This is a genomic window from Streptomyces asoensis, from assembly GCF_013085465.1.
GTDB classification, from domain to species: domain Bacteria; phylum Actinomycetota; class Actinomycetes; order Streptomycetales; family Streptomycetaceae; genus Streptomyces; species Streptomyces cacaoi_A.
Genome location: NZ_CP049838.1, coordinates 6,935,752 through 6,948,531, shown reverse-complemented (window position 1 = coordinate 6,948,531; position 12,780 = coordinate 6,935,752). Strand labels below are relative to the sequence as shown.

11 protein-coding genes are annotated in these 12,780 nt (G+C 72.2%); 2 read left to right on the top strand and 9 right to left on the bottom strand.

Features of this window, described 5'->3' with window-relative positions; translation table 11 throughout:
• Positions 1-6: 6 nt before the first annotated feature.
• Positions 7-960, bottom strand: a complete 954-nt coding sequence (locus tag G9272_RS31200) for a 2-hydroxyacid dehydrogenase (protein WP_171399593.1) — start codon at positions 958-960, stop codon at positions 7-9.
• 76 nt (positions 961-1,036) lie between these two features.
• Here G9272_RS31200 and G9272_RS31195 point away from each other — a divergent pair, with 76 nt between their 5' ends.
• Entirely contained in the window at positions 1,037-2,032 is a 996-nt protein-coding gene (locus G9272_RS31195) for an aldo/keto reductase (protein ID WP_171399592.1), read from the top strand.
• Positions 2,033-2,133: 101 nt separating this feature from the next.
• On the top strand, positions 2,134-3,294 hold the full coding sequence (locus G9272_RS31190) for a PQQ-dependent sugar dehydrogenase (RefSeq protein WP_171399591.1): 1,161 nt from the start codon (positions 2,134-2,136) through the stop codon (positions 3,292-3,294).
• Between the two features lie 6 nt (positions 3,295-3,300).
• On the opposite strand, the gene G9272_RS31185 is transcribed toward G9272_RS31190, so the two are convergent.
• From G9272_RS31185 to gatB, 8 genes are all read right to left on the bottom strand, one after another.
• The gene (locus G9272_RS31185; protein WP_171399590.1) at positions 3,301-3,480 is read right to left on the bottom strand and encodes a DUF6191 domain-containing protein; all 180 of its coding nucleotides are present in this window, start codon (positions 3,478-3,480) and stop codon (positions 3,301-3,303) included.
• A 68-nt stretch (positions 3,481-3,548) separates the two neighbouring features.
• Positions 3,549-6,605 (bottom strand): helix-turn-helix transcriptional regulator, encoded by a 3,057-nt coding sequence (locus G9272_RS31180; RefSeq protein ID WP_171399589.1) that lies wholly within the window; start codon positions 6,603-6,605, stop codon positions 3,549-3,551.
• Positions 6,606-6,700: 95 nt separating this feature from the next.
• Positions 6,701-6,907: a hypothetical protein gene (locus G9272_RS31175; protein ID WP_171399588.1), complete on the bottom strand. Its 207-nt coding sequence runs from the start codon at positions 6,905-6,907 to the stop codon at positions 6,701-6,703.
• A gap of 197 nt (positions 6,908-7,104) precedes the next feature.
• Entirely contained in the window at positions 7,105-7,698 is a 594-nt protein-coding gene (locus G9272_RS31170; RefSeq protein WP_171399587.1) for a hypothetical protein, read from the bottom strand.
• A gap of 35 nt (positions 7,699-7,733) precedes the next feature.
• Positions 7,734-8,309, bottom strand: a complete 576-nt coding sequence (locus G9272_RS31165; protein WP_171399586.1) for a GNAT family N-acetyltransferase — start codon at positions 8,307-8,309, stop codon at positions 7,734-7,736.
• Positions 8,287-10,515 (bottom strand): MMPL family transporter, encoded by a 2,229-nt coding sequence (locus tag G9272_RS31160; RefSeq protein WP_171399585.1) that lies wholly within the window; start codon positions 10,513-10,515, stop codon positions 8,287-8,289. The genes G9272_RS31165 and G9272_RS31160 overlap by 23 nt, the downstream gene beginning before the upstream one ends.
• A 238-nt stretch (positions 10,516-10,753) precedes the next feature.
• Complete coding sequence (locus G9272_RS31155) at positions 10,754-11,158, bottom strand: hypothetical protein (RefSeq protein WP_171399584.1); 405 nt, start codon at positions 11,156-11,158, stop codon at positions 10,754-10,756.
• Positions 11,159-11,255: 97 nt separating this feature from the next.
• Complete coding sequence (gene gatB, locus G9272_RS31150) at positions 11,256-12,770, bottom strand: Asp-tRNA(Asn)/Glu-tRNA(Gln) amidotransferase subunit GatB (RefSeq protein WP_171399583.1); 1,515 nt, start codon at positions 12,768-12,770, stop codon at positions 11,256-11,258.
• Between the last annotated feature and the right edge of the window lie 10 nt (positions 12,771-12,780).

Here is a 12,780-nt window from a genome sequence, read left to right as displayed (position 1 = left end):
TGGCCGTCACGATCCGTTCGCCGTGCCCGTAGTGAGGATCACGTTGCGCAGTGGCTCCCGGTTCACGAAGCGGCCCAACTGGTCCACCAGCAGGCGTACGGCGCGGGGCAGGAAGGCGGAGGTGGGCCCGCCGACGTGCGGGCTGACGAGGACGCCCGGCGCGCTCCACAACGGGTGGCCCGGGGGCAGGGGCTCGGGGTCGGTGACGTCCAGCGCCGCGGTGAGGCGGCCGCTCTCCACTTCGGTGAGCAGGGCCTTGGTGTCGACGACCCCGCCGCGGGCCACGTTCACGAGCAGCGCGCCGTCCTTCATCCGGGCCAGGAAATCGGCGTCGACCAGGCCGAGGGTGCTCTCGTTCAGGGGCGTGCACAGGATCACCACGTCCGCGTCAGGGAGCAGGGCGGGGAGTTCGGCGATCGGATGCACGGGGCCGCGCGCCGTCGTGCGCCAGGAGCGCGCGACGCGCGCCACCCGCGCCACCTCGAAGGGCACGAGCCGGTCCTCGATGGCGGAGCCGATGGAGCCGTACCCGACGATGAGCACGTTCTTGTCGGCGAGCGCCGGCCGGAACCCGCTGAGCCACTCCCCCCGGTCCTGGGCCCGGACGAAGTCGGGGATCCCGCGCAGCGACGCGAGGATCAGGGTGAGCGTGAGCTCTGCCGTGCTCGCCTCGTGCACCCCCCGCGCGTTGCACAGCCGCACGCCGGGACGCAGTGACTCGAGGGCCGGCACCACGTGGTCGATGCCGGCGGACAGGGTCTGGACGACCTCCAGTGAGGTCATCGCGGGCAGCGGCCGCTGCCCGAGGCCGGCGGGCTTCATGTAGGGGACGACGTAGAAGACGCAGTCGGCCGGGTCGGCCGGAAAGTCCTCCTCACCGTTCCAGAAGCGGTAGTTCGGCCCCTCCGGAAGGCCCTCGATCTCTTCCGGGGGGATGGGAAGCCAGACGTCAGCGCTCATGGTCAGGAGGCTATGTCAGGTACGCGCGCGTGCAGAGGTTAGGTTGGGGGCTCGGGAGAGGGAGGGTCACGGGCAGGTGGAGCGCAGGACGATCGGCGCGGGGGCGCTCGAGGTGGGTGCCGTCGGTCTCGGGTGCATGCCGATGAGCTGGGCGTACAGCGGGTCGCGGCAGCGGGGCGACGAGTCGCTCCGGGCGGTGCACCGGGCGCTGGACGCGGGTTCGTCCCTGCTGGACACCGCCGACATGTACGGCCCGTTCACCAACGAGCTGCTGATGGGGCGGGCGTTGAAGGAGCGGCGCGAGGACGCGTTCGTGTCGACGAAGGTCGGTCTGCTCGTCGGTGAGCAGCACATCGTGGCCAACGGGCGGCCGGGGTATGTGAAGCGGGCCTGCGACGCCTCGCTCCGGCGCCTCCAGACGGACGTCATCGACCTCTACCAGCTGCACCGGGCCGATCCCGAGGTCCCGGTCGAGGAGACCTGGGGCGCGATGGCCGAGCTCGTCCGGGCGGGCAAGGTGCGGGCGCTGGGGCTGTGCGCGGTGGGGGCCCGGGGTGGTCGCCGATCCGGTGGGCTGTACGACGGAACGATTCGGCAGTTGCGGCGCGTCCAGCAGGTCTTCCCGGTGAGCGCCGTGGAGGCGGAGCTGTCGGTGTGGTCGCCCGAGGCGCTGGACACCCTGCTGCCCTGGTGCGAGGCGCGTGGCGTGGGCTTCCTGGCGGCGATGCCGCTCGGCAACGGGTTCCTCACCGGCACACTCACTCCCGGCCAGGGCTTCGAACCGGACGACATGCGCGCCCGGCACCCCCGTTTCACCGCCGAGATGATGGCCGCGAACCAGCCGATCGTCGTCGGTCTGCGCCGGGTCGCCGCCCGGCACGGCGGGACCGTGACGGCCGCGCAGGTGGCGCTGGCCTGGGTGCTGGCGCAGGGCCGGCACGTGATCCCCGTCCCGGGCGCCAAGCGGGAACGCTGGGTGACGGAGAACGCGGCGGCGGCCGGCCTGCGTCTGACACCGCAGGACCTGACGGAGGTGGCGGAGCTGCCCGGGGCGCAAGGATCGTGGGAGTAGTCCCGCTTTCGGGTCGCGATGGCCCGGATCGGGAACCCGTGAGGCGTGAACGGCGTAGGACAGGTGAAGCCCGCCGCAGGAACCGCCGTGTCGAAGGGACCATGATCGTGCAACGTCGAGCTGTTTCAGCCGTGTTGGCCGCGAGTGCTCTGCTGGTGACGGCAGGCTGCTCGTCCGACGCCGGGGGGTCCTCGGGCGCCTCGGCCAGCGCGTCCCCGAGTCGTACGGCGGCCCAGGCCGCCCCGTCCGCCGAGGAGACCCCGCCCGCGAAGGGCACGGTCAAGGTGGTGCGCACGGTCGCAGAGGGCCTGAACACGCCCTGGGGCCTCGCTCCCCTCCCCGAGGGCGGCCTCCTGGTCGCCTCCCGCGACGAGGGCACGATCACCCGGGTGGACGCGGAGACGGGCAAGAAGACCGAGCTGGGCGAGGTGCCGGGGGTCTCGGCGGCCGGCGAGGGCGGCCTGTTGGGCCTCGCCCTCTCCCCCGACTACGCGTCGGACCACATGGTCTACGCGTACTTCACCTCGGCCTCGGACAACCGTATCGTCCGGATGATCTACGACCCCGCGCGGCCGTCCGGCGACCAGCTGGGGGCGCCCGACACGGTCTTCAAGGGCATCCCCAAGGGCATGATCCACAACGGTGGCCGGATCGCCTTCGGTCCCGACCGGCTGCTCTACGTCGGCACCGGCGAGAGCGGCGACCGGGGCCTGGCCCAGGACAAGAAGTCCCTCGGCGGCAAGATCCTCCGGCTGACCCCGGAGGGCGAACCGGCCGCCGGCAACCCGTTCCCGGACTCCCCGGTGTACTCGTACGGACACCGCAATGTGCAGGGGCTGGCCTGGGATTCCAAGCAGCGCCTGTTCGCCGCGGAGTTCGGCCAGGACACCTGGGACGAACTGAACGCGATCGTGCCGGGCGCCGACTACGGCTGGCCGACGGCCGAGGGCAGGTCCGAGGACACGAAGTTCCGGAACCCGATAGCCCAGTGGCACACCGACGACGCCTCGCCCAGCGGCATCGCCTACGCCGCGGGCTCGATCTGGATGGCGGGGCTGAAGGGGCAGCGCCTGTGGCGCGTCCCGCTGAAGGGCACGGCGGCCTCGGCGGACCCGCAGCCCTTCCTCCAGGGCGAGTACGGCCGGCTGCGCACGGTGGTGTCGGCGGGCGGCGACAAGCTGTGGGTCACGACCAGCAACACGGACGGCCGGGGCGACCCGAAGAAGGGGGACGACCGGATCCTCGAGCTGGAGGTGAGCTGAGCGGCGTCACTCGTCCTCCGCCGCCGGCTCGGAGGGCCGCACCACGACCTTTCCGGACGCGAGGTCTATCGGCCCGCGCCCGGGGTCGCCGTCGCCGACGTCCTCCCTGGTCAGTTCCAGCCGGTTCTGCTCGTCCCGGGTGTGCTTGCGGCCCGGGGCGAAGAGGTCCTCGAATGCGTTGAACATCGTTCTCCCCTGCCGGGCCGGATCACGGTCGGTGGCCTGTGCGGCTTCCTCCCTGCCGGCCTGCCCCATTATCGCGCGATCAGCCGTTCTTCGACCCCTGGCGGGAACAACCCCAGCCGGTGGGCCACCGCCGCCGCCTCGCCGCGGCCCGAGACGTCGAGCTTGGACAGGATGTTCGAGACATGGACGCTCGCCGTCTTCGGGGAGATGAAGAGCACCTCCGCGATCTGGCGGTTGGTGCGGCCGGCCGAGACCAGACGCAGGACGTCGCGTTCCCGGCTGGTCAGGCCCAGCGTCGCCAGCGGGTCGGTGGGGTCGGCCGGGGTGTCCGGCGGGCCCGCGGCGGGGGTCAGGGACAGTCGGGCGCGCCGGCCGAGCAGGGTGACGGCCTCGGTGAGGGGACGTGCGCCGAGGTGCGCGGCGACCGCGTGGACGAGGCGCAGCAGCTCGGCGGCCCGGTCGCGTTCGTCGTCACCGCCGACGGAGAGAAGGGCCTCGGCCAGGCGGTGCCGGGTGCGGGCGAGGTCGTAGGGCCGTTCCAGACACTCGAAGGCGGCGACCACCTCGGCCCAGTCCTCCGGGTCGGTCCGGCCCTCGGCGCGCAGGAGCTCTGCGCGGACCCAGCGTTCGTGGGCCTGCCAGACGGGCGCGATCGTGGCGAGCCTCCTGGCGGCCGCCCGGATGCGGTCGAGGAGGTCGGCGCGGCCGGGGTCGGCGGCGGGGGTCGCGCGGGCGTCGCCCTCGGCGGAGGCCGCGGCGAGCAGCAGGGGCCAGGCGTAGCGCTGGGTGCCGGGCCGGAAGTCGCGGTCGTGGGCGCGGGCGAGGTGGGCGCGGGCGTCCAGGGGGCGGCCCTGGGCCGCGGCGAGTCCGATGGCTAGGCGGGCGAGGGGGAGGTGGTTCTGCGGGGCGTGTTCGTGGGAGCCGAAAAAGCCCTGTGCCGCGACCAGTTGACGGTCGGCCTCGGCGAGGTCGCCGCGGGCGAGGGCGAGTTCGGCGAGGAGGGTGGCGTGGAAGCCTCGGACCGCCACGCCCTGGCCCACCCTTCCGGCGGCGGCGCAGGCCCGGTCGGCCTCGTCCCAGCGGCCCAGGGAGAGGAGGGATTCGGCGAGGTTGCCCCACACCCATGCCTCGGCGTCGGGCGGTCCGTGCCGCTTGGCGAAGGCGAGGCCCTCCTCAAGGATCGGCACGGCCTCCCGGGAGCGGCCGATCCCCTCCAGTTCGGAGGGGAGGTTGACGTACGCGTTCAGCGCGACGGAGGGAGTGTCCTCGGCGAGCGCCTGTTCCCTGACCTCGTGCAGCTCCGCGAGGCCGGCCTCGATGTGGCCGGCGTCGACCATGAGGACGCCGAGGACCTGGCGGGCGTCGAGCTCGGTCTCGCGGGCGCCGACCAGGCGGGCGTACTCCACGGCCCGCTCGGCGGCTCCATAGGCCTCGGGTCCCGGGACGTGCACCAAGGACCAGCAGGCGATGTGGGTGAGCAGTTCGGCGTGCACCTCGTTGGGCGGCAGACCGCGCAACAGGTCCTCGGCCCTGGCCAGTTCCTCGCGACCGCCACCGCGGCCCAGGGAGTGCGTCAGCCGGGAGCGCTGCACCCAGAACCAGGCGGAGCGCAGGGGGTCGTCCTCGTCCTCCAGCAGGCGCAGCGCCCGCTTGGTGATCTTCAGGGCGCGTTCGCGTTCCCCGCAGTAGCGGCCGGCGACGGCGGCCTCGGCCATCAGGTCGAGGTAGCGCAGCGGTGTGGTGGCCGGATCGCAGCCGCAGGGAGGATAGGCCTCCGTGTAGTCGACGGGGCGCAGGGCGGCCCGGATGTCCTCGGGGACCGTCTCCCACAGCTCCATCGCCCGTTCCAGAAGCCGCAGTTGCTCGCTGTAGGCGCGTCGGGAGCGGGCCTCGACGGAGGCGTCCAGGACGGCGGGGAGCGCCTTCGCCGGGTCGTGGGCGTGGTACCAGTAGCTGGCCAGCCGCATGACGCGTTCGTCGGCGGGGACGAGGGTCGGGTCGGCCTGGAGGGCCTCGGCGTAGCGGCGGTTGAGGCGGGCGCGTTCGCCGGGGAGCAGATCGTCGCTCACGGCCTCGCGGACCAGGGAGTGACGGAACCGGTAGCCGTCCCCGTCTGAGGTGGTGAGCAGGATGTTGGCGCCGACGGCGGCGCGCAGTGCCTCGATGAGGTCGTCCTCGGCGAGCCGGGCGACGGCGTCGAGCAGCCGGTACTCGACGGTGGAGCCGCCCTCGGCGATGATCCGGGCGACTTTCTGGGCGCTCTCGGGCAGCGCCTCTACGCGGACGAGCAGCAGGTCGCGCAGGGTGTCGGTGAGGCCGGTGCAGCAGCCTTCGTGTGCCGCCACGGCGAGTTCCTCGACGAAGAAGGCGTTGCCGTCGGAGCGTTCGAAGATGTCGTCGACCTGGACGGAGTCGGGTTCGGCGGCGAGGATGCCGGCGACCTGACGGCAGACCTCGTCACGGGTGAAGCGGGCGAGTTCGAGGCGCTGGACGGTACGCAGCCGGTCGAGTTCGGCGAGCAGGGGGCGCAGCGGATGGCGGCGGTGGATGTCGTCGGCGCGGTAGGTGGCGAGGACGACGAGGCGGCCGGTGCGCAGGGTGCGCAGCAGATAGGACAGCAGATGGCGGGTGGAGGCGTCGGCCCAGTGCAGGTCCTCCAGGGCGACCACGACCGTGCGCTCGGCGGCGACGCGTTCCAGGAGTCGGGCGGTGAGTTCGAAGAGGCGGGCCATGCCCTCCTCGTCGTGGCGTCGTCCGGGCGCCGTCTCGCGCAGTTCGGGCAGCAGCCGGGCGAGTTCCTCCTCCTGGCCGGCCGCGGCGGTGGCCAGTTCGTCCGGCAGGGCCCGGCGCAGTGCGCGCAGTGCGGTGGAGAACGGGGCGAACGGCAGTCCGTCGGCGCCGATCTCGACACAGCCGCCGAGCGCGACGACGGCGCCCCCGCGGTGGGCGGCAGCGGTGAACTCCTCGACGAGTCTGGTCTTGCCGACCCCGGCCTCGCCGCCGATGAGCAGCGCCTGTGGCTCTCCCGCGGCGGCGCGGGAGAGCGCGTCGTTCAGGGTGTGCAACTCGTCGGCGCGACCGACGAAGACGGGGCTGACGGACCTGGTCTCCACGGGGGCGAGCATCGCACGCGGGTGCGACGACAGCCCAGCGGATATCGCCGGGGCCCCGGCGGGAGGGCGGCCGACCCCCGTGCGGCCGCCCTCCCCCGCCCCCGCGTTCACGCCGGCCGGGCGAACCGGAGCCGATGGAGGAGATGGGTATGCGACTCGCTCCCGGCTCCGCCCTCCGCCCGCTCGGCGGCGCGTTCGGCGGCCTCGCGGCGGGCGGAGCGGCGGCCGCGGACCACCTCGCGGGCCAGTCGCTCGTGCTCGGCCCGGCGGCGCAGTTCGGCGGAACGGGCCTGCTGAAGCTCGTACTCGTACATGGTGTGTCCTCTGAGAGGTCGGTTGTTCCGGCTTCGCTTGTTGCGATGCCTCAACCTTCGTCTCCCAGGGGGGTCCGCCACATCGGGAGAGTTCCGCATCTTCGGCGGCGGACGGCGCCTTAGACGCGACTGAGGGGCCTTAGGACAACCGTGAGTGGCTCACGGTCGTCTAAGACCCCTCGTGACCTGCGGGGTACTCAGCTCGCGGACGGCAGTCCGAGCAGGGCGTCGGTGTACTTGAGCACGGCCAGCAGCAGGCCGATGACGCCGAGGGCGACGCCGGCCCAGGAGACGGACTTGATCCAGGGGGCCTGCGGCCTGCCGGGGGCGCCGAACGCGGGCCGGGCCAGGACGACCACACCGATGATCAGCGCGGCCAGCGCGAACACGCCGGCCCACAGCGCGGTGGTCTGCCAGGCGTCGCCGTAGACCTCCTTGATCTGGGTGGCCACACTGGCGCTCGACGAGGTCTGGAGCTGGCCGACCAGCGTCTCGCGGGCGGCGGCGACGGTGCCGATCCAGCCGCCGGTGAGCGACACGACGCCGAGCGCGGCGGAGACCACGGCGCCGGCGCCCTGGCCGACGCCGGTGGAACCCTCCGCCTTGTCGGCGCCCTCCTCGGCGAGGACCTCGTCACCGTCCTCGGTGTCGTCGGCGGTGGCGTCCTCGACGGCCTCCGCCTCGGTCGCTTCGTCCGGCGCCTCGGTCTTCGTGACGTCCACCTTCTCCTCGTCGCGCTTCGCCTCGGTGCCGGATTCCGTGCCGGCCTCGTCCACAGTCTTCGTTCCCATACCTCGCACCGTACGGACGCTCTCTGAGAGGTCCCTTAATGATCGTTGTGAGCGGCACGCGCGCGTGCGTCGCGCCACTCCTGGGCTAGCACGGACCACACCTCGAGGTCGTGCCGCACCCCACGATAGGGGTACGACTGCCGGCGGACGCCGTCGCGGGTCATTCCCAGCCGGCGGGCGACGTCCAGGCTGGGGGTGTTGCCCGCGGAGGCGACCCATTCGACCCGCTGGATCCCGCGCTGCTCCACCGCGAAGTCGATCAGCACCCGCATGGCCCGGGTGACCAGACCGCGCCCGGTACCGGCGGGTTCCAGCCAGCAGCCGACCTCGCAGTTCGCGTCCTCGGCGTCGAAGTTCAGGAAGAGCACACCGCCCACGAGCGTGCCGTCCAGCCACAGGCCGTGCAGCGAGCCGGTGTCGGCGGCACGCATGTCGGCGTACCTCTGGAGCGCCTCCCGCGCGGTGGCCACGTCGGTGGCCTTCGAGCCGAACGGGACGTACTGGTTGATGAACTCCCGGCCGCGCTCCAGATGCGCCAGGAACTCCTCGGCATGCCAGGGCTCCAGCGGGCGCAGTTCGGCCCCGTCGTCACCCAGCGATATCGCGTACATCCGGCCGCCGCTCCTTCTCCAGTGCCTCCACTACCTCGGTGAGCCTCTCATGGGCGGCACGGCACTCGGGCGGCTCGATGCTGATCCGCGGCAGGTGCCGGTCGAGCCGGCGGGGCAGCCACCAGTTGGCGCTGCCGAGCAGGTGCATGAGGGCGGGCACCAGCAGCGTCCGCAGAACGAAGGCGTCCAGGGCGACGGCGGCGGCGAGGGCGATGCCGAACATGGCGATCACCCGGTCGCCGCTGAGCACGAAGGCGAGGAAGACCGAGATCATGATGACCGCGGCGGAGTTGATCACCCGGCTGGTCTCCGCGAGGCCGACCCGGACGGCGCGTCGGTTGTCGCCGGTCTCCAGCCACTCCTCGTACATCCGGCTGACCAGGAAGACCTGGTAGTCCATGGAGAGGCCGAACAGCACGGACACCATGATCACGGGGAGGAAGGGCTCGATGGGCCCCGCGCGGCCGAGCCCCAGCAGCTCGCTGCCCCAGCCCCACTGGAACACGGCCACGACGATCCCGAAGGCGGCGGCGACGGCGGCCACGTTCATCACGGCGGCCTTGAGCGGTATCCCGACGGACCTGAACGCGAGCAGGAGCAGCAGACAGCCCAGGCCGATGACGACGCCGACGAACAGCGGGAGCTTGCCGACGATGACGTCCGCGAAGTCGTCGTAGCCGGCCGTCACCCCGCCGACGTGCACGTCGAGGGAGGTGCCGGCCTCGGCGCGGGGCAGCACCTCGGTGCGCAGCCGGGCGACGAGCTCGCTGGTGCGCTGCGACTGCGGGGCGGACTCGGGGACGACGGTGAGGTACGCGGTGCGGCCGCCGGAGTCGAAGGTCACCGGTGTCACCGAGGCCACGCCCTCGGTGCCGCGCAGGGCGGTGTCGAGGTTGTCGAGAGCGAGCCGGTCCTCGGCGCCCTCGACGCGGGTCACCAGGGTCAGCGGACCGTTCACACCGGCGCCGAAACCCTCGGCGAGGAGGTCGTAGGCCTGCCGGGTGGTGGCCGATTCGGGGGCGTTGCCCTGGTCGGAGGTGCCCAGGCGGAGGGAGAAGGTGGGCAGGGCGAGGACGGCGATGACGACGAGGGCGAACGCGCCGAGCAGCTTGGGACGGCGCTCCACGAACGCCGACCAGCGGGCGGCGAGCCCGGTCGGCAGCTCCGGCTGGGGTCCGTGTTCGGCGAGCCGGCGGCGTTCGCGGCGGCTGAGGGCGCGCATGCCGATGAAGGACAGCAGGGCGGGCAGCAGCGTCACGGAGGCGGCGACCGTCAGGACCACGGTCAGGGAGGCGGCGATCGCCACGCCGTTGAGGAAGCTCAGCCGCAGGATCAGCATGCCGAGCAGGGCTATGCACACCGTGGCGCCCGCGAAGACGACCGCGCGTCCGGTGGTGGCGACGGCGCTCGCGGCGGCCTCGGGGACCGTGAGCCCCCGCTTCAGGCCGCGCCGGTGTCTGGTCACGATGAACAGCGCGTAGTCGATGCCGACGCCGAGCCCGATGAGCAGGCCGAGCATGGGCGCGAAGTCGGCGACGGTCATGGCGTGTCCGAGCAGCACGATGCCCGCGTACGCGGTGCCGACGCCGACCAGGGCGGTGGCGATGGGCAGGGCGGAGGCGGCGAGCGAGCCGAAGGCGAGGAACAGCACGACCGCGGCGACGACCACGCCGGCGACCTCGGCGAGATGCCCGCCGGAGGACTCGGTGAGGCCGATCGCGCTGCCGCCCAGCTCCACCTGGAGTCCGTCGGTCTCGGCGGCTACGGCGGCTTCGACGACGGCCCGCGCCTCGGCCTCGTCGATGTCCTCGGCGCGGTCCTCGAAGGTGACGGTGGCGTACGCCGTGTGCCCGTCCTTGCTGATCCGCGCCTTGCCCTGGTCGTCGTAGGGGCCGGCGACGGAGGCCACGCCGGGCAGGTCGGCGATCTTCTCCAGCGCGCGGTTCATGGTCTGTTCGACGTCGGCGGCGCGGACGGAGCCCGAGGCGGTGTGCCAGACGACGGTGTCGCTGTCGCCGCCGAGGTCCGGGAAGCCCTCCGTGAGCAGCCGGGTGGCGCGGTCGGACTCGGTGCCGGGGACCTCGTAGTCGTTGGAGTACGCGGAGCCGACGGCGAGCGCGGCGGTCGCGGTGCCGCCGAGAGCGAGGAGCCAGATCAGCACCGCCATGAGGCGGTTGCGAACACACCAGCGTGCGAGGGCTGCCACTTGACGTGCTCCCGGAGGGTGAATTGTGGATCTTTGACCGGGAACCGTCGTGCCTGACCTGAACAGCCCGCAAAGAACGTATGAGCGATGTGGGGTCACTCTTGCAGGCGAAGGTGATCGTTTATCGCGTTCGTGGGGCTTTTCACAGGAGTGGGAGGCAGATCACAGGACAATAACGGCCACTGTGTCAGGCCTCGTCGGGCACGTGTCAGTCAGGTACGTGTCAGCCGGGCACGTGTCAGTCGGCCTGGTCGCCGATCGCCATCACCATCACCCCGGCGATCAGCAGCCACAGTGCGCGCCGAGTACGGCCGCGGGAGCCCAGGAGGGCGGCGAGGGCACAGACGGCGGCGCCCAGGGCGTAGGCCGCCGGGACGAAGGCAGGGGCGGAGCCGGTGAGGCGCAGGAGGGACGCGGCGAGTCCGGCGAGGGTGAGCAGCGCCCCGGTGCCGATCGCCGTCCAGCGAGCCCGCCGGGCGTCCTCGGTGCCGTGTTCCTCGTCCGTGTCGTCGTCCGCGTCGTCGTCCGTGTCGGCCGGTTCGGCCGCGTCGGCGGCTTCGGTCCTGCCGGTCGTTCCGGTCGTTTCGGCCTGCGGGCCGTCGTGTATGTCGTCCTGCGTGTCGGAGTCGGTTCGTGCCCTCATGGCGGGCGAGCGTAGCGCGTCGGGCTGAGAAGAGAGGCGCCCGGGGGGAATGCGCCGGTGCGGCGCACTCCCCCCGGGCGCGAGGAGAGCGGCGGGATCAGCCCTCGCTGACGCCCAGCTTCTCCAGGATCAGCTCCTTGACGCGGGCCGCGTCGGCCTGCCCGCGCGTGGCCTTCATCACCGCGCCGACCAGGGCGCCGGCCGCGGCCACCTTGCCGCCGCGGATCTTGTCGGCGACACCCGGGTTGCCGGCGATGGCCTCCTCGACGGCGGTGGTGAGCGCGCCCTCGTCGGAGACGACCTTCAGACCACGCTTGTCGACGACCTCGTCCGGGGTGCCTTCGCCCGCGAGAACGCCTTCGATGACCTGACGGGCCAGCTTGTCGTTCAGATCGCCCTTGCTCACCAGCTCGGTGACCCGGGCGACCTGCTCCGGCGTGATCGCCAGCTCGTCGAGCGAGACGCCCGACTCGTTGGCGCTGCGCGCCAGTTCGCCCATCCACCACTTGCGGGCGGAGGCTGCGTCGGCGCCGGCGTCGATGGAGGCGACGATCAGGTCCAGCGCGCCGGCGTTGAGGATCGACTGCATGTCAAAGGCCGAGATGCCCCACTCCGCCACGAGGCGGTTGCGGCGGGCCAGCGGCAGCTCCGGCAGACCGGCCCGGATCTCCTCGACCCACTCACGCGAGGGGGCCACCGGCACGAGGTCCGGCTCGGGGAAGTACCGGTAGTCCTCGGCCTCTTCCTTCACTCGGCCCGAGGTCGTGGACCCGGTGTCCTCGTGGAAGTGGCGGGTCTCCTGGATGATCGTGCCGCCGGAGTTCAGCACCGCGGCGTGGCGCTGGATCTCGAAGCGGGCGGCACGCTCCACGGAGCGCAGCGAGTTGACGTTCTTGGTCTCGCTCCGCGTGCCGAACTTCTCGCGGCCGTGCGGGCGCAGCGACAGGTTCACGTCGCAGCGCATCTGCCCCTGCTCCATGCGGGCTTCCGAGACGCCGAGCGCCTTGATGAGCTCGCGCAGCTCGGCGACGTACGCCTTGGCGACCTCGGGAGCGCGCTCGCCCGCTCCCTCGATCGGCTTGGTGACGATCTCGATGAGCGGGATGCCGGCGCGGTTGTAGTCCAGCAGGGAGTGGGACGCGCCGTGGATCCGGCCGGTGGCACCGCCGACGTGCAGCGACTTGCCGGTGTCCTCCTCCATGTGGGCGCGCTCGATCTGCACCCGGAAGGTCTCGCCGTCCTCCAGCTGTACGTCGAGGTAGCCGTCGAAGGCGATCGGCTCGTCGTACTGGGAGGTCTGGAAGTTCTTCGGCATGTCCGGATAGAAGTAGTTCTTCCGCGCGAAGCGGCACCACTCGGCGATCTCGCAGTTCAGCGCGAGACCGATCTTGATCGCGGACTCGATGCCGATCGCGTTGACGACCGGAAGCGCGCCGGGCATGCCGAGGCAGGTGGGGCACGTCTGCGAGTTGGGCTCGGCGCCCAGCTCGGTCGAGCACCCGCAGAACATCTTCGTCTTGGTGCCGAGTTCGACATGGACCTCGAGGCCCATGACGGGGTCGTACGACGCCAGCGCGTCCTCGTACGACACCAGGTCGGTCGTGGTGGTCACGGTGAAACTT